This is a genomic window from Rhodococcus sp. LB1 (assembly GCF_001583455.1).
GTDB classification, from domain to species: Bacteria; Actinomycetota; Actinomycetes; order Mycobacteriales; family Mycobacteriaceae; genus Rhodococcus_F; species Rhodococcus_F opacus.
Map to the genome: position 1 here is coordinate 39,342 of NZ_LTCZ01000417.1, position 17,494 is coordinate 56,835.

Here is a 17,494-nt window from a genome sequence, read left to right on the forward strand (position 1 = left end):
CAGAAAGTACATCAGCCTTTGGTTGTGATCAAGATAACTTGATCTTAGGTAAAGAAAAATTGACCGTGGAGTCTCTCCATGCGAAACGGCCACCTTTCCCACTGGATGTCGCGAGATGATCTCGACACTCCGGCGACAGTCCCCTTGGACCGCGACCAAGAAGTCGATGTCGCGATCGTGGGCGGTGGACTCTCCGGTTTGTGGACCGCGTGGGCACTGACTCAGGCCGACCCCACACTGTCCGTCGCCGTGCTCGAAGCCGAGCGCCTCGGATTCGGAGCCTCCGGACGCAACGGCGGCTGGTTGTCGGCCAAACCCGTTGGAATCCGCGATGTTCTGGCACGTGAACACGGCGGTCGTGCCGGAGTCCTCGAGATCGAACAGCGACTGGAAGAATCCATACACGACGTCGTCGACGTGCTCGGCGCCCAGAACATCGACGCCCGCCACGGCGGCTGGATGCAGGTGGCCCGCTCGGCCAGCGAGCAGAACCGAATCGAAAGCTACCTTGCCAAGAGCCGTAGCTGGGGCATCGACGAAGGACACCTTCGCCTCCTCACCGCCGCAGAGGCGAGTGAGCGGGTGAATATCGCGGGTGTGACGGGCGCCCTGTACTCACCGGACAACTACTGCGTGGATCCCGTCAAGATGTTGCTCACTCTGGCGCGGACCGTTCAACGGGCCGGGGTGCGCATCTACACCTCGTCGCGCGTGGACACGATCGAGCCCGGCCGACTCTCCGTCGGCGCTCACACCGTGCGGGCACGTCGGCATGTCGTGGTCGCCACCGAAGGCTATTCCTCTCGCCAGCGGGGACAGCGCCGACGGATGCTCCCCCTCAACAGCGCGATGCTCGTGACCGATCAGCTCACCGACGATCAGTGGGAGCAGATCGGCTGGGCGCACGGTGACGGAGTGTCGGGTGCAGCCCACACGTACTTCTACGGCCAGCGAACGCCCGATGGGCGCATCGCGATCGGCGGCCGCGGCAAGCCGTACCGATTCGCCTCCGGCTTCGACCGTGACGGTGAAGTCGACCAGCACACCATCGCTGCACTGACCAACCTCCTGGCGAACCTGTTCCCGCACGTTCCCCTCGCTCCGGCCCACGCGTGGTGCGGCGTACTCGGGGTGTCCCGCGACTGGTCGCCGTTCATCGACAACGACCCCAGCAGCAAGATCCTGCGCGTGGGTGGCTACGCCGGCCAGGGGCTGACAGCCGCCCATCTCGCCGGCCGCATCGCCTCCGACCTGATCCTGCAGGGCGATACCAAGCTCCCCACACTGCCCTGGGTTCGCCAGATGCCCAGACGTTGGGAACCCGAACCGCTTCGGTGGATCGGCGCACACGGCCTTTATCGCGTCTACTCGATCGCCGACATTCTCGAGGCCCGGTCGGCCCGCCCTCGAACCTCCCGACTCGCGCTGCTGGCCGACAAGATCGCCGGGCGCTGATCTCTCGCCACCAGCACGCGCTCAGCGCCGAGGCACCGGTGCGCACTTCACCCCTTCCCCGAACACAGGGAGAGACATGACCGAGATCGACAAGAGCGTCGCAACCGAGGACCGCCCCACGGTGGAGCGGAAGAGGTCCGAGTCGCTCGGGCAACCCAAGGGTCTATGGAACCTGGCGTTCACCGAACTCTGGGAGCGTTTCAGCTTTTACGGCTTGCAGGGAGTTCTCAGCTTCTATCTGTTGTACTCACTCAGCGACGGCGGCCTCGAACTTGCGCCGGCGACCGCGGTCAGCATCGTCGGAGCCTACGGCGGCTCGGTGTACCTGTCTCAGATCCTCGGCGCATGGATCGCCGATCGGCTGATCGCGCCACGCAGAATGGTCCTCTACGGCGCCGTCATCATCACCGCCGGGCACCTGGCACTCGCGGTCCTCGACGGCCTCGGGGGTTTGGCTGTCGGGCTCGCGCTGATCGTTCTGGGCACGGGCGCTTTGAAGACGAACATCACGTCGATAGTGGGCATGCTCTATGCGAACAATCGCGCCGCACGCGACGCCGGTTTCTCGTACTTTTACATGGCCATCAACACCGGTTCCGCAGTCGGACCGCTGCTCACCGGATTCACTCAGAGCCGATGGGGATTCCACGCAGCCTTCGGCCTCGCCGCCATCGGGATGGTTGGCGCGCTCATCCAGTACTCGTGGAAGATGCGCGACCTTCCCGCCGAGGCCGGTGTCGTCAAGAATCCCATCGCTCGCACGCGCCTGCCCTACGCGTTCGCCGCCGTCGCTGCCGTGACTGCGTTCGTGGTCGCCCTCTGGCAGCTCGGGCTCGTAGACAACACCAACCTTTCGCAATTCGTCGGGGTCGTCATCCTCGTCGCCGCGATCATCTATTTCACCGTGATCCTGCGTTCGCGGAACGTGACACCGGCGGAGAAGCGTCGTATGAGGGGCTTCATCCCGCTGTGGATCGCAAGCCTGCTGTACTTCGGATTCCTGTTCCAGAAGTTCACCACCATCTCGGTGTTCATCAAGGATCGGGTTGATCTCGACGTCGGTGGCTGGCAGGTCCCCGCCCCCTGGCTGACCACCATCAGTCCGGTCTCCGCGGTCCTGCTCACCCCTCTCGTCGCCATGTTGTGGACGAAGCTCGGTACTCGCCAACCGACTACGTCCGCGAAGTTCGCCATCGGCCTGACCATGGTCGGCTGCGCCTACCTACTGCTGTTGCTCTCGCAATTCTTTCCTGACAAGACCGTGCCACCGCTGCTGGTTCTCGTCAGCATGGCCATTGCCGGTTCATCCGAAATCTTCGTCGGCCCGGTCGGACTCGCACTGGCAACGCGCATCGCACCCGATCGGTTCAAGGCGCAGAGCGTGGCACTGCTCTTCCTGACCCTCGCCGGTGGATCAACGCTCTCCGGCCTACTCGGCGGACTGTTCACCACAATCTCCCCGGGAACCTTCTTTCTCCTCGTCGGTTCCGGGGCCGTCCTACTGGGAGCAGTACTGCTCGCCGTCTCGCGCAACATCGAAGCACTGACCGACAGCAGATAGTGAGGGCACTGGCACGGTCGACGTAGACCGCGGTCAGTTCCGGCTCAGCCGTGCGGGATCCAGATCCAGTCTTCGCAGCAGCTGGGCGTTGAGGGCGACGACGATGGTGGAGACGGACATCAGGATCGCCGCCACGGCGGGTGAGATCGCGACCCCGGCGAACGCGAGGACCCCGGCGGCCAGAGGGACGGCAATGACGTTGTATCCGGTGGCCCACACCAGGTTCTGCCACATCTTGCGGTAGCTCGCCTGCGACAGGTCGATGATCGAGAGGACGGCGCGGGGGTCGTCGGCGGCGAGGACGACGCCGGCCGATTCGATGGCGACGTCCGTGCCGGCGCCGATCGCGACGCCGACGTCCGCGCGGGCGAGTGCGGGCGCGTCGTTGACGCCGTCGCCGACCATCGCCACCCGGTGACCGCGCGCCTGGAGTGCGGCCACCTCGGCGTCCTTGTTCTCCGGGAGCACGTCGGCGAACGCTTCGTCGATCCCGAGATCGGTGGCGACGGCGTCGGCGACCTGGCGGGCGTCGCCGGTGATCATCGCGACCTTCACACCGCGCTCGTGCAGGGCGTCGATCGCCTGCCGCGACTCCTCTCGGACGGCGTCCTCGAGCGCCACCGCGCCGAGCACCCGCCCGTCGCGGACCAGGTGGAGGACGGAGGCGCCGCGCTCGACCCACCGTTTCGTCTGCGCCGCAACGTCACCGGGGACCGTCATGTTCAGTTCGGCGAGCATCGCCGGTCCGCCGACGGCCACTTCCATGCCGTCGACGTTCGCACGCACCCCGCGTCCGGGCAGTGACCGGAAGTCGGACGCGGTGCGCCGCTCGTCCGCAGGCACGTTCGCGGCCGCCTCGGCGACGATGGCCCGCGCGACCGGGTGCTCGCTGTCGGCCTCCACGGCGGCGGCGAGCGCGAGCAGTTCGGTCTCGGTGACGCCCGCGGTGGTGACCACCCCGGTGATGGCGTGCCTGCCCTGGGTCAGTGTGCCGGTCTTGTCGAACAGGACGACGTCGACGTTGCGCATGCGTTCGAGCGCCAGCCGGTCCTTCACGAGGACACCGGCCTTCGCGGCGCGTTCGGTGGAAATAGCGATCACGAGGGGTATCGCCAGGCCGAGCGCGTGCGGGCAGGCGATCACCAGAACGGTGACGGTCCGCACCACGGCCTCGTCCACGTTGCCGAGCAGCGACCACACCACGAACGTGAGAAGCCCTGCGATCGAGGCGAAGTAGAACAGGAACGCCGCGGCGCGGTCCGCGAGGGCCTGTGCCCGGGACGAGGAGGACTGCGCGTCGGCGACCAGTCGCTGGATGCCGGCGAGGGCGGTGTCCTCCCCCACCGCGCCCACCTGGATGCGCAGCGCGCTGTCGGTGGCGACGGTGCCGGCCACCACGGTGTCGCCGACCGACCGTGGGACAGGGTTGGACTCGCCGGTGATCATCGATTCGTCGACCTCCGCACGGCCGTCCTCGACGGTGCCGTCGGCGGGGATGCGGCCACCGGCCCGCACCAGCACCAGGTCGCCGGTGGCGAGTTCGGAGACGGGCACTTCGGTGACGCCGTCGTCGGTGACCCTGTCGGCGGTGTCCGGCAGCAGCGCGGCGAGCGCGTCGAGGGCACCGGACGCCGACCCCAGCGCCCGCATCTCGAGCCAGTGTCCGAGCAGCATGATGACGATGAGAAGCGCCAGCTCCCACCAGAAGTCGAGGTTGAATCCGCCGATCTGCAGGGTCGTCACCCACGACGCGAGGAACGCGACCGTGATCGCCATGCCGATCAGCAGCATCATGCCGGGCCGCCGCGACTTCAGTTCACTCCACGCGCCGGTGAGGAACGGCGCACCGCCGTAGAAGAAGATCGCGGTGCCGACCACCGGCGGAATCCACGACGCACCGGGGAAGTCGGGGACGGTGTAGCCGAGGAGGTCGGCGAACATGTGGCTGAACACCACCACCGGCACCGACAGCGCGAGGCTGATCCAGAATTTCTGCCGGAACACCTCACCGTGCGCCCCGTGACCGGCGTGCCGATCCGTGTGGTCACCGTGTGCGTCGTGTCCGGCGTGTCCGGTGTGCCGGACCTGTTCCACTTCCTGCTGCTGATGATCGTGAGACATGCCTGCTCCCTCGGAAGCTGCTCTCGTGGTCTGGTTTCAGGAACGCACCAGTCGTGCGATGGCGTCGGTGGCTTCCTTGATCTTCGCGTCGGCCTCGGTGCCGCCGGCGACGGCGGCGTCGACGACGCAGTGGCTGATGTGGTCTTCGAGCAGACCCAGCGCCACGGCCTGCAGCGCCTTGGTCATCGCGGAGACCTGGGTGAGGATGTCGATGCAGTACTTCTCGTCCTCGACCATCCGTTGCAGACCCCGCGCCTGGCCCTCGATGCGGCGCAGGCGCTTGAGGTAGTCGTCCTTGGCGCTGATGTACCCGTGGCCGTTCGTGTGGTCGTGGTCGGTGGTCGGTTGCTCGGTCATTGTGATTCCCCTCGGGTGGGAGTGGTCAGGGGCTGGAAGCGGCGCAGTCGCAGGCTGTTGCTCACGACGAACACCGATGAGAATGCCATGGCGGCACCGGCCAGCATGGGGTTGAGCAGGCCCGCCGCCGCCAGTGGCAACGCCGCGACGTTGTAGGCGAAGGCCCAGAACAGGTTGCCCTTGATCGTGCTCAACGTCCTGCGCGACAACCGGATTGCGTCGGCCGCGGCCCGGAGGTCGCCGCGTACCAGCGTGAGGTCGCTGGCCTCGATGGCCACGTCCGTGCCGGTTCCCATGGCGAGACCGAGGTCGGCCTGAGCGAGGGCGGCGGCGTCGTTGACCCCGTCGCCGACCATCGCGACCACCTTGCCCTCGGCCTGCAGACGCTTGATCACGTCGACCTTGTCCTGAGGCAGCACCTCGGCGACGACGTCGCCGATACCGACCTGGGCGGCGATCGCCCGGGCCGCGGAATTGTTGTCGCCGGTGAGCATGATCGGGGTGAGGCCCAGTTCGCGGAACTGCGACACTGCCTCGCGCGACGTCGGCTTCACGGTGTCGGCGACCACGAGCACGCCGCGCGCCTGGCCGTCCCAGCCGATACCGACGGCGGTCTTGCCCTCCGACTCCGCCGCGTCGACGGCGCGCTGGAGTTCCGTGGTGAGGCGCAGCGACCAGTCGCGGAGCAGTTTCGCGCGGCCGATGACCACCGCGTGTCCGTCGATCATGCCCTGGACGCCGAGTCCCGCGATGTTGGTGAACTGTTCGACGTCGGGCAGCGTCGTCAACCGGTCCCGTGCCGCGCGGGTGATCGCCCGTGCGATGGGATGCTCGGACGCGTCCTCGAGGGCGCCGGCGAACCGCAGAACCTGCTCCGCGTCCTGGCCGTCCGCGGCGACGACGTCGTGCAGCGACATGGTGCCGGTGGTGACGGTGCCGGTCTTGTCGACGACCACGGTGTCGACTCGCCGCGTCGATTCCAGAACTTCCGGTCCCTTGATCAGGATGCCCAGCTGGGCCCCGCGTCCCGTGCCCACCATGAGTGCGGTCGGGGTGGCGAGTCCGAGCGCACACGGGCACGCGATGATCAGGACGGCGACCGCGGCGGTGAACGCGGCGGCGACCGAACCGCCGGTGCCGATCCAGAAACCGAGGGTCGCGACCGACAACGCGATCACGATGGGGACGAAGATGCCGGAGATTCGGTCGGCCAGGCGTTGCACCTCGGCCTTGCCTGTCTGCGCGTCCTCGACCATCCACGCCATCTGCGCGAGCTGCGTGTCGGCTCCGATCCGGCTGGCGCGAACCACGATTCGGCCGCCGACGTTGACCGTCGCACCCGCCACCTCGGCGTCCGGTGACACCTCGACCGGCACGGATTCACCGGTCAGCATCGACGCGTCCACCGCCGACGAACCTTCGACGACGACGCCGTCGGTGGCGATCTTCTCGCCCGGCCGGACCACGAAGAGGTCGCCGACCTCGAGCTGGTCGATGCCGATCAGCTGTTCGGTGCCGTCACGCAGCACCGAAACCTCTTTGGCGCCCAGTTCGAGCAGCGCCCGCAGTGCCGCTCCCGCCCGCCGTTTGGCGCGGGCCTCGAAGAAGCGGCCGGCGAGGATGAACGTGGTGACGCCGGCGGCGGCCTCCAGATAGATGTTGCCGGTGCCGTCGACCCGCGCGATCGTGAGCTCGAACGGGTGCGTCATCCCCGGCATGCCTGCGGTGCCCCAGAACAGGGCGTACAGCGACCAGCCGAACGCGGCCAGCGTGCCCATCGACACCAGGGTGTCCATGGTCGCGGTGCCGTGCCGCAGGTTCGTCCAGGCGGCCTTGTGGAACGGCCAAGCACCCCAGACCACGACCGGGGCCGCGAGGGTGAGCGAGAGCCACTGCCAATTCGTGAATTGCAGCGCCGGGATCATCGCCATCGCGATGACGGGGACCGTCAGCACCGCCGACACGAGCAGCCGCTGTCGCAGTTCCGCCGCCGGGTCCTCTTCCTCCGGGGCCGGGGGCTTCACCTCGGGCAGTCGCGCCGTGTATCCGGCCTGCTCGACCGTGGCGACGAGGTCTTCGGGCGAGACGTCGGCGGCGTCGTAATGGACGCGGGCCTTCTCCGTCGCGTAGTTGACGGTCGCGGTGACGCCGTCCAGTTTGTTCAGCTTGCGCTCGATGCGGTTGGCGCACGACGCGCAGGTCATTCCGCCGATGGCCAGTTCGATCTGGGAATCGGGCGGTGCCGCGATGTCGGTCGAGGGGGTCATCACTTCTCCTCCGGTCCGGCGGTGGCGGTGAACTCCGCGGTGTGGACGGCACCGGCGTGCTGGAAGTCCAGGAACAGCCGGTAGTCGCCCGGACTGGGCGCGGTGACGGCGAAGTCGATCCCGGGGCCCGCCGCGGTGACGCCGTCGCCGGGATGTCCGTCCGGGTGCACGTGCAGGTATCCGAGGTCGGTGGTGCGCAGCGCCACCAGGTGACCGTATGCGCCGAGGTACGGCTGCAGATCGGTGACGGGCTGACCGTCGCGGCTCACCGAGAGCGCCACGTTCGACGTCTCCCCCGGCCGCAGCGCGCCGTCGAGCGTGACGGTGTACCCGTCCACGGTGGCGGTCGCTGCGGGAGCGGGCAGTTCCTGTGGGTCGTAGGTGCCCGCGACGCGCAGGTCCGTGCCCAGGGTGACGCCTTCCCCGCCTGCCGGGGTGAAGTCCGCGAACACGCGGTAGTCGCCGCCGCGGGTGAGGTCGAGGGGGACGCTCCACGTTCCGGTCGCGTCGAGCGTCGGGTGGACGTGCTGGAACCCGGCGAGATCCCGGCGCACGACGATCAGGTGCAGCAGTTTCTCGTGCTCCACGGTGTAGTCCGTCACGGGTACCCCCGAGTGGTTCGTGATCCGGAACTGCACCGGGACCGCGGCACCGGCGGTGACGTGGTCGGATGCCAGTTCGAGGGTGTAGCCGTCGGCAGTGGGCGTCAGTCCGCCCGGGGTCGCGTCGGCGACGGCGTCGTGGCTCGAGGTGTCATGGCCTGTCGCGCCGTGTCCGTCGTCCTCGGCCGTGTGCGCGGCGGGCTCGGCGACGTCCGGGCCGGCAACCGACCCGAGAGCGAGCGCGGCGCCGAAGATCACGACGAGGCCGACGGTGAATCCGGCGAACTTGCCGGTTGCGTTCATGGTGGGGCTCCTGTGGTGGAGTGGCTGCGCTGGAGATACCGGCTCAGCCGGCGACGGAATATCCGGCTTCTTCGACCGCACCCGCGACGGCACTCGGATCGAGGTCCGCGGTGCTGTCGATGACGACCTTGCCGGTGGCCAGGTCGACGTCCACGGAGGTGACGCCGGGGAGGGCGCTGATCTCCTCGGTAACCGAGGACACGCAGTGGTTGCAGGTCATGCCGGTCACGGTGACGCTCGAGGTGCTCACAGTTCTGCCTCTCTTCGGGATGTCGATGCTGTATTCGATAACTACCATACCCCCCTACCGTATTCCCGCAAGTGTGTGCCGAGTCCCGCGTTCCTCTCACACACACGCCCGGAAAAGTGATTGAGTGAGGTACCGCATCTCACCCCACTGGGAAACGGAGCCTGGCAATGTCGATGGACAAGTTGCGCAGCCAAATGCTGCGCCGCAAACCCCTCACCGAGGTCGAGGACGACACTCCGCCCGACGAACGGCTGACCAAATCGCTCGGCCTGTGGCAACTCACCGCGATCGGCGTCGGCGGCATCATCGGCGCCGGCGTCTTCTCACTCGCCGGTTCGGTCGCGCATTCCGTCACCGGTCCGGCCGTGCTGATCTCCTTCCTGATCGCCGGCATCGCCAGCGCCGCGGCCGCACTGTGTTACGCCGAGTTCGCCGGAATGATCCCCAAGGCCGGATCGGCCTACACCTACGGTTACGTGGCGCTCGGCGAGATCGTCGGCTGGTTCATCGGCTGGGACCTGCTGCTCGAATACATTGCGGTGGCGGCCGTCGTCGCCATCGGCGTGTCCGGGTACTTCCGGTTTCTCCTCGAACAGATCGGCATCAGTCTGCCCGACTGGATGATGGGCGCGCTGGGCACCGGTGACGGGCACGTGTTCGACGTCTTCGCGGCCCTGTTCTGCCTCGGCACCGCCTGGGTGCTCTCGCGCGGAATCCGCAGTGTCGGTCGATTCGAGACGATCGCGGTGGCGATCAAGGTCGCGCTGGTCGTCCTCATCATCGCGCTGGGCGTCTTCCACATCGACAGCGCCAACTACACCCCCTACTTCCCGTTCGGCACCGCCGCCGTCTTCACCGGTGCGGCCACCGTGTTCTTCGCGGTGTTCGGATACGACGCGATGAGCACGGCCGCCGAGGAGTCGAAGGACGCCACCAAGCACCTGCCGAAGGCGATCCTGTATTCCCTCGGCATCGCGATGACGCTGTACGTCCTGGTCACCCTGGTGCTGACCGGAATGCAGAAGTACACCGAGATCAGCCCCGAGAGCGGGTTCTCCACCGCGTTCGAATCGGTCGGCATGCCCGGGGTCGCGAACATCATCGCGGTCGGGGCCATCGTCGGCATCATCACCGTCGTGCTCACCTTCATGCTCGGGGTGACCCGCGTCTGGTACGCGATGAGCCGGGACGGCCTGCTCCCGGAATGGTTCGCGAAGACGCACCCGGTCCGCAAGGTGCCGACCCGGGTCACCTGGATCGTGGGCGTCGGGTCGGCTCTGCTGGCCGGGTTCTTCCCCATCAACACCGTCGCGGAACTCACCAACATCGGGATCCTGTCGGCGTTCATCGTCGTCTGCATCGCGGTCGCGGTGCTCCGGCGCACCCGCCCCGACGTCCCCCGCTCCTTCACGCTTCCGTTCATGCCGGTGGTCCCGATCATCGGCGTCGTGTTCTCCGGCTGGCTCATCCTGTCGCTGCCGTGGGAGACGTGGCTGCGGTTCGGGATCTGGCTGATCCTCGGCCTGATCGTGTACTTCTTCTACTCCCGCACACACTCCAAGCTCGAAGTGGCAGAGCCGGTGCCGCGTGGCTGACGAAAACCGGAAACGGGTGGACGCGACCACCCTGACCGGTGTTCCCGCGACGATGATGTGGACCCTCCGCAACCGTGCCGTCGAGGCGTCGCGTCCCGACGGCACGTTGGTCGACCCGCTCGCCGTGACGCTCTACGAGACACTCGACTATCCGTACGAGAACTTCGGGAAGCCGAGCCAATCCCACGCTCTGCGCGCTCGGGCCTTCGACGACGAGATCCGGGCGTTCCTCGCCGATCACCCCGGCGGAACGGTCGTCGCGCTCGGCGAAGGGTTGCAGACCAGCTACTGGCGGATCGATGACCCCGACGTCCGGTGGGTGTCGATCGACCTGCCCGAGGTGGTCGCGCTACGCAGGCAACTGCTGCCAGGCGAACCGAACGTCACCACACTCGCCGTGTCCGCGCTGGACCGTTCGTGGATGGACCACGTCGACACCGGCCGGGCCGTGTTCGTCTCGGCGGAGGGCCTGCTGATGTATCTGCCCGCCGACGAGTCGCTGTCCCTGATCGGCGACTGCGCCCGGCGTTTCCCCGGCGGCCGGATGATGTTCGATTCGGTGCCGAAATGGGTCAGCCGCAAGACGCAGAAGGGAATGCGGATTCACGGCGACTACACCGTCCCGCCGATGCCGTTCCACCTCTCCGCCGGCGACGCGGCGGACCTGCCCGGTCAGGTGCCGGACCTCGCGTTCACCCGCGAGGTGATGCTGCCCCTCGGCCGGGGCCTGTGGGGGTCGACCCTGCTCCGCAGGCTGTCGGATCTGCGGCCGCTGCGCGACTCGCGTCCGACGCTGACCCTCTGCGGATTCGCGGGCTGAACCCCTCCGACGAGCGATGTGGGCCGACCCGCAGCAGAATGGTGCAATGGCGGACCGCGGATTCACCCCGACACAGCTCGCGGCACGTGCCGCGTACCTGCTTCGCGGCAACGACCTCGGCACGATGACGAGTGCCGCGCCGCGCCTGTACCCGCACATGTGGAGTTGGGACGCGGCGTTCGTCGCGGTCGGCCTGGCGCCCCTGAGCGTGGAGCGGGCGGTCGTCGAACTCGACACCCTGCTGTCGGCGCAGTGGAAGAACGGGATGATCCCGCACATCGTGTTCGCGAACGGCGTCGACGGATACTTCCCCGGTCCCGGGCGCTGGGAGTGCGGGACCCTCGCTGCGCACGCGCCGAGCGGCACGCAGACGTCGGGGATCACCCAGCCGCCCGTGCACGCCATCGCGGTGCAGCGCATCCTCGACCACTCGCGCAGGCACGGTCGCAGCACCCGCGCCGTCGCGGAGGAGTTCCTCGACCGGCGCTGGCCCGACCTCGTGCGCTGGCACCGCTGGCTGGCCAACGCCCGCGACCTCGACGGCAACGGCCGGATCGCGCTGTACCACGGCTGGGAGTCCGGTATGGACAACTCGCCGCGCTGGGACCACTCGTACGCCAACGTCGTGGCCGGGGTGATTCCCACGTATCTGCGCGAGGATCTGTCCCACGTCGCCGACACCGGACAGCGGCCGTCCAACGGCGAGTACGACCGCTACCTGTGGCTGCTCGAGGAGATGAAGACGGTCCGCTACGACGACACGGAACTGGCCACCGCCATGAGCTTCGCGGTGGAGGACGTGTTCGTCAGCGCCGTGTTCTCGATGGCGTGCGAGGTGCTCGCGACCATCGGCGAGGAACACTCGATGCCGAACTCCGACGTCCGGGAACTGCACGGGTGGGCGGCCCGGTTCCGGCAGGGCGTCCTCACCACCACCGACCAACGGTCCGGGGCGGCACGCGATTTCGATCTGCGCAGCGGCCGGTGGATTTCCACCGAAACCCTCGCCATGTTCTCCCCCCTGCTGTGCGGCGGCCTGAGCCGGGACGCCGAACGCGCCCTGCTCCGCACGTTCGAGGGACCGAAATTCTGCGGCCACCCCGACCTCCGGTACGCCGTGCCGCCGTCGACGTCGCCGGTGTCGGGCGACTTCCGCCCGCGCGAGTACTGGCGCGGTCCGGTGTGGCCGGTGATGACGTGGCTGTTCTCCTGGGCGTTCGCCCGGCGCGGGTGGGCCGAGCGCGCCCACCTGCTGCGGTCCGAGGGGCTGCGGCAGGCGAGCGACGGCAGCTTCGCCGAATACTACGAACCGTTCACCGGTCAGCCCCTCGGCAGCATGCAGCAGTCGTGGACGGCCGCCGCGGTCCTGGACTGGTTGGGCTAGCGCCACCCGTGAGTACTTATTAACCGCGGGACGTTAATAAGTACTCACAGGCGCTAGTCGCACAGCCGGATCGGGCCGAGGTCTGCGTATCGGTCGCCGGGACCGGGGTTGTCGGCCGGGGTGGCGCCGCCCAGATGGTGCATCACGCCCCAGACGGCGTTGAGCGCGGTCTGCACGGCGCCCTCCGCCCAGCCCGCGGTCCACGAGATGTCGTCGCCGGCAAGGAAGATGCCGCGGTGCCGCGGGTCGAGTTCGTCCTGGACGAAATGACTGAACAGCCGCTCCTGGTAGCGGTAGTGGCCGGGGAGGTTCGCCTTGAACGCACCCATGAAGTCGCGTTCGGTCTCCCAGGACAGCGTGACCGGAGTCGAGATGATGTGACTGCGGAAGTCGACTCCCGGGTAGATCTCCTCGAGCGACTTGATCATGAGGTTCATCCGCTCCGTCGCGTCGAGCGGCAGCAGCTTGAGCGAATCGTCGGACCACGTGTAGGACAGGCAGATCAGGCCGGGCTTGTCGTCACCGTGGTCGAGCAGGTAGGTGCCGCGGCTCATCCGGTCCGTCAGGGTCATGCTGACGAGGTCGCGGCCGGTGACCGGATCCTTGTCCTTCCAGAACGGACGATCCACGAGGGCGAACACCTTCGTCGACCCCATGTAGTGGGTTCGCTCGATCGCGGTCCAGTGGTCGATCGGGAACAGGTCGTCGTCGCAGTGAATGTTGTTGAGCAGCATCCAGCTCTGCGCCGTGAAGACGGCGGCGGGGTACGTGCGGATTTCCCCGGACGAGTCGGTGACCGTCACCTGGTGCGGTGCGGTCCTCCGGACCTCGGTGACCCGGGGACGGGTGCTTCCGCCGTTCAGTGCGCGCACCGACGTGCCGTCCGGCCAGTGCGCCATGCCCGTCGGGGTGTCGGTCCACAGGCGCAGGGGCAGCTGCTGCGACCCGCCGACGATGCCGCGGTGGTGATCGTCGGCGGCGGTGATGACGACGCGCAGGATCTCGAGAATCGAGTTGGGGAAGTCGGTGTCCCAGCCGCCCGTTCCGAAACCGACCTGCCCGAACACTTCCCGATGCCGGAACGACGCGAAGTGCTTGGACGAGGCGAGGAAACCGTAGAACGTCTGATCGTCCAGCCGGACCACCAGGTCGTTCCAGATGCGCTTGAGTTCGGCGGTGTCGCGGTCGCGGATCGCTTGCTGGAGCGGAATCAGCTCGGCGTGATCCTCGAGCGTGCGCTGCCACGCATCCGACACCTCCCGGAACACGGGCGGCAGGTCGTCGAGGTGCTGCGCGTAGTAGCTTTCGCCCTTGAGGTCGATGACCGTGCTGGGGGTGCTGTCGGCGAGCGGGTTCGGGAACGCCTCGGTCCGCAGTCCCATGGCGTCGAGGTAGTGGAACAGGGTGGTCGACGACGGTGGGAACCGCATCGCGCCCATCTCGGCGACCACGTCCGGGTGCCCGTCGAACGGCTGCGACCGCATCCGGCCACCGATCTGATCGGCTTCGTAGACAATCGGTTTCAGGCCGAGCTTCATCAGCTCGTACGCCGTGACCATCCCCGACAGTCCGCCGCCGATGACTGCCACCTCGGTGCCGTGGCGGTCGGCGGGCACCGCGCCGAGACCCGAGCGGTGCGCGATGTAGTCGTCGTAGGCGAACGGGAAGTCGGGGCCGAACATGGTGAGCGGCCGGGGATCGGTGTCCGCGGCGGTGCTGTCCGGGGTGACGGGGATCGTCATGAAGTCTTCTCCTGCATGAAGGGGTAGAGGTCGACGCGTCGGTCGTCGAGGTGGGTGTTCTCACGGCGGGATCGGTGGAGGACGTCGAGTTCGAGGTCGACGATCGCCAGCTCTTCGTGGCGGCCGGCGCGGGCGAGTTCGGTGCCGTCGGGCGCGATCGCACAACTGGATCCGCAGTAGTCGAGGTCGGCTTCGGTGCCGCACCGGTTGACGTACGTGACGAACAGCTGACTCTCGTACGCACGGGTCGGGACGACGCTCTCCGCGATGAATTCGTACGGGCTCATCAGGCCGGTGGGGACGACGAGCCACTGTGTTCCCCGGTCGGCATGTGCGCGAACGGCTTCCGGAAACTCGACGTCGTAGCAGATCAGGAGTCCGCACCGGATTCCGGCGTGGTCGAACTGGACCACCAGTTCGTCGCCCGCGGCGAAGTGCGACCGGTCGAGTTCGCCGAACAGGTGGGTCTTGCGGTAGTTCGCGAGCGACGTCCCGGACGGGTCGAACACCTGCACGCTGTTGTAGACGACGCCTGCGTCCGCCTCGGGGTATCCGTAGACGACGGCGATTCCGGACTCGCGTGCGATCTCCGAGATCCGCGCCGCGATCGGTCCGTCGGCGGGTTCGGCCCGCTCCGCGATCAGGGATCCGATGTTGTAGCCGGTGGCCGCCATCTCCGGGCAGACCAGGATGGACGCCCCGGACGCCGCCGCCGTCTGCGCGGCCGACGCGATAGCGGAGAGGTTCGCCGCGACGTCGAAGGAGAGTTCGGGACCTTGGAACAGTGCTGCCCTCATGGTGCCGGCACCCTTTCCGGGCTGTTGCGGAGTTCGGACTTGCGGACGCCGTACGCGAAGTAGATCGCGAGCCCGACTGCCATCCACAGCGCGAACGCCACCCACGTCGAGACGCCGAGACCGAACAGCAGCAGCGCGCAGAACACGACGCCGAGGACCGGCATCAGCGGGAACAGCGGGGTCCGGAAGCTGCGGTGCAGGTCGGGGTGGCGGCGGCGCAGGATGATCACGGCGATGTTGACGAGCATGAACGCGAACAGCGAGCCGATGCTCGTCGCGTCGGCCAGTTCGCCCAGCGGCACGAATCCGGCGAGCGCGGAGACGACGCCACCGACGACGACGATGTTGACGACCGGCACCCGGGTGCGCGGGTTGACGCGCGAGAAGACCCGTGGAACGAGACCGTCGAGCGACATCGCGTACAGGATCCGGGTCTGCCCGTACATCACGGCGAGGACGACGCTGGCGATGGCGATCACCGCGCCCGCCGACAGGAGGATGGCGGGCCAGGTGCTGGTGGTCGCGGCATTCAGGATGGTCGCGAGTGCGGCGCCCTCACCCGCGATGTCCTGCCAGGGCATCGCGCCGACGGCCGCGATCGCGACCAGGCAGTAGAGGATCGTGACGATCAGGAGCGAGAGGATGATGGCCCGGGGAAGGTCGCGTTTCGCGTTCTTCGCCTCGTCGCCTGCGGTCGAGGCGGCGTCGAACCCGATGTAGGCGAAGAACACCTGGGACGCCGCGGCCGTCACACCTGCCGCGCCGAGGGGGATGAACGGCGTGAAGTTTCCGGCGCGGAACGCGGTGAACGCGACAGCGCAGAAGAACACGAGGACGAGGATCTTCAGTGCGACCATGACCGTGTTCACCAGGGCGCTCTCGGACGCTCCCCGGGTCAGCAGTGCCACCGCGACGAGCACGATGATGATGGCGGGCACGTTGACGATGCCGCCCGCTCCCGGTGATTCGCTGATCGCGGCGGGTAGCGAGATACCGAACATGCCGTGGAGTAGTTCGTTGATGTACTCGCCCCAGCCGACGGCGACGGCCGCGACCGAGACACCGTACTCGAGCATCAGGCACCAGCCGCAGATCCACGCGAAGAGTTCGCCCATCGTCGCATAGGTGTACGAGTAGGAGCTGCCGGAGACGGGGATGCTGCCTGCGAGTTCCGCGTAGGAGAGGGCGGAGAAGAGGGCGGTGAACGCCGCGAGCACGAAGGCGAGGACCACGGCGGGGCCGGCCTTGGGTGTCGCCTCGCCGAGGATGACGAAGATGCCCGTCCCCAGCGACGCACCGATGCTCAGTGCGGTGAGGTGCACCAGGCCCATCGACCGCTTGAGGCCGTGACCGGGTTCCTGGTCGTTGCGCGCCACGATCGCCTCGACCGATTTGCGGGCGCGGAGTGCGCCGGCCAGTCCCGGCGGGCGCGGAGAAATCTTGGTGATGTCCAACGTTGAGCTCCTGAGCGGTGGAGTGATGTGGACAACAATGAACGGGCGAGCCGTGACTGTCAACACATGTTTCCTAAACCGCTTGACGGTTTCCTAGCGGGAGGTGGGTCGGACGTCGTCCGGTAGTGCGGGGGCCAGAATCCACAGAACGGTCGCGGTGTCGTCGCCGAGCGCGCGGAAGCTGTGTGGCAGCTGGGGCGAGAAGGTGAACGCGTCCCCGGTCGCGAGCGACACGTCCTCCCCGGCCCCCGGACCGTTGAAGGAAATGCAGATCCGGCCCGAGACGACGTAGACGAAGGCGACGTCGACCGGCAGTTCGTACGTTTCCGAGCCGCTCCCGCCGCCGGGCTCGATCAGGCTCAGGAGCGACTGGATGCGGCGCTCACCGAACGGTGTCAGCAGGAACTCGGCCATGCGCTCCCCGCCGAAACTGATCGGCGGGTAGTTGTCGGCCCGTACCACCTCACCTGCGGCGGAGCTCTCGAACAGCGACCCGACCGGAATGTTCAAGGCGGCGCAGATCCGCACCAGCGTGGCGACGGAGGCGCTCGCGTGGTCCCGTTCGATCTTCGACAGGTAGCCCTTGGTGATGCCGCAGCTCGCGGCCAGGTCGTCGAGGGTGAGGCGCTGGGCCTGCCGGGCCGCCTTGAGCCGGGGGCCGATCCTGGGCGCGTCGACGCCCGACGCACCTTCGGTTGCGAGCTCGTTCGCCATGCATCGATCCTTCGTTGTGTCTCGTATAGGAAACAAGTGTTGACAAGAATGCGTTCCAAGGAAACGATACGA

The 17,494-nt window shown here is 67.6% G+C and carries 14 protein-coding genes; 5 read left to right on the forward strand and 9 right to left on the reverse strand.

Annotation, left to right across the window (positions count from 1 at the left end; genetic code table 11):
- The first annotated feature begins 105 nt into the window (after positions 1 to 105).
- Positions 106 to 1,455, forward strand: a complete 1,350-nt coding sequence (locus tag AZG88_RS42645; protein WP_231914400.1) for an NAD(P)/FAD-dependent oxidoreductase — start codon at positions 106 to 108, stop codon at positions 1,453 to 1,455.
- A gap of 76 nt (positions 1,456 to 1,531) precedes the next feature.
- Entirely contained in the window at positions 1,532 to 3,016 is a 1,485-nt protein-coding gene (locus tag AZG88_RS42650) for a peptide MFS transporter (protein ID WP_061043657.1), read from the forward strand.
- A 33-nt stretch (positions 3,017 to 3,049) separates the two neighbouring features.
- Here AZG88_RS42650 and AZG88_RS42655 read toward each other — a convergent pair whose 3' ends face one another.
- Genes AZG88_RS42655 through AZG88_RS42675 form a run of 5 tightly spaced genes read right to left on the reverse strand, consistent with a single transcriptional unit; the run spans position 3,050 to position 8,916 of the window.
- Positions 3,050 to 5,137 carry a heavy metal translocating P-type ATPase gene (locus AZG88_RS42655; protein WP_061043658.1) on the reverse strand — a complete coding sequence of 696 codons (2,088 nt, stop codon included), beginning with the start codon at positions 5,135 to 5,137 and terminating at the stop codon, positions 3,050 to 3,052.
- Positions 5,138 to 5,173: 36 nt separating this feature from the next.
- A complete protein-coding gene (locus AZG88_RS42660; RefSeq protein ID WP_005249239.1) occupies positions 5,174 to 5,494 on the reverse strand; it encodes a metal-sensitive transcriptional regulator in 321 nt (106 codons plus the stop codon).
- The gene (locus AZG88_RS42665) at positions 5,491 to 7,761 is read right to left on the reverse strand and encodes a heavy metal translocating P-type ATPase (RefSeq protein ID WP_061043659.1); all 2,271 of its coding nucleotides are present in this window, start codon (positions 7,759 to 7,761) and stop codon (positions 5,491 to 5,493) included. Before AZG88_RS42665 ends, AZG88_RS42660 begins: the two co-directional genes overlap by 4 nt.
- Positions 7,761 to 8,666 carry a hypothetical protein gene (locus AZG88_RS42670; RefSeq protein ID WP_061043660.1) on the reverse strand — a complete coding sequence of 302 codons (906 nt, stop codon included), beginning with the start codon at positions 8,664 to 8,666 and terminating at the stop codon, positions 7,761 to 7,763. Before AZG88_RS42670 ends, AZG88_RS42665 begins: the two co-directional genes overlap by 1 nt.
- A gap of 43 nt (positions 8,667 to 8,709) precedes the next feature.
- The gene (locus AZG88_RS42675; RefSeq protein WP_061043661.1) at positions 8,710 to 8,916 is read right to left on the reverse strand and encodes a heavy-metal-associated domain-containing protein; all 207 of its coding nucleotides are present in this window, start codon (positions 8,914 to 8,916) and stop codon (positions 8,710 to 8,712) included.
- Positions 8,917 to 9,083: 167 nt separating this feature from the next.
- On the opposite strand from AZG88_RS42675, the gene AZG88_RS42680 reads away from it, so the two are divergent.
- From AZG88_RS42680 to ggh, 3 genes are read left to right on the forward strand one after another with little or no spacing between them, the layout of a single operon-like run.
- Positions 9,084 to 10,511: an amino acid permease gene (locus AZG88_RS42680; RefSeq protein ID WP_082764704.1), complete on the forward strand. Its 1,428-nt coding sequence runs from the start codon at positions 9,084 to 9,086 to the stop codon at positions 10,509 to 10,511.
- Positions 10,504 to 11,331, forward strand: coding sequence for a class I SAM-dependent methyltransferase (locus AZG88_RS42685; protein WP_061043663.1), 828 nt, complete (start codon positions 10,504 to 10,506; stop codon positions 11,329 to 11,331). Before AZG88_RS42680 ends, AZG88_RS42685 begins: the two co-directional genes overlap by 8 nt.
- 46 nt (positions 11,332 to 11,377) lie before the next feature.
- Positions 11,378 to 12,715: a glucosylglycerate hydrolase gene (gene ggh, locus AZG88_RS42690; protein WP_061043687.1), complete on the forward strand. Its 1,338-nt coding sequence runs from the start codon at positions 11,378 to 11,380 to the stop codon at positions 12,713 to 12,715.
- Positions 12,716 to 12,768: 53 nt separating this feature from the next.
- On the opposite strand, the gene AZG88_RS42695 is transcribed toward ggh, so the two are convergent.
- From AZG88_RS42695 to AZG88_RS42710, 4 genes are all read right to left on the reverse strand, one after another.
- Positions 12,769 to 14,457: a flavin monoamine oxidase family protein gene (locus AZG88_RS42695; RefSeq protein ID WP_061043664.1), complete on the reverse strand. Its 1,689-nt coding sequence runs from the start codon at positions 14,455 to 14,457 to the stop codon at positions 12,769 to 12,771.
- Entirely contained in the window at positions 14,454 to 15,254 is an 801-nt protein-coding gene (locus tag AZG88_RS42700; protein WP_061043665.1) for a carbon-nitrogen hydrolase family protein, read from the reverse strand. The genes AZG88_RS42695 and AZG88_RS42700 overlap by 4 nt, the downstream gene beginning before the upstream one ends.
- Positions 15,251 to 16,708, reverse strand: a complete 1,458-nt coding sequence (locus AZG88_RS42705; protein ID WP_025433611.1) for an amino acid permease — start codon at positions 16,706 to 16,708, stop codon at positions 15,251 to 15,253. Before AZG88_RS42705 ends, AZG88_RS42700 begins: the two co-directional genes overlap by 4 nt.
- A 93-nt stretch (positions 16,709 to 16,801) precedes the next feature.
- Positions 16,802 to 17,422, reverse strand: coding sequence for a helix-turn-helix domain-containing protein (locus tag AZG88_RS42710; RefSeq protein ID WP_061043666.1), 621 nt, complete (start codon positions 17,420 to 17,422; stop codon positions 16,802 to 16,804).
- Positions 17,423 to 17,494 lie beyond the last annotated feature (72 nt).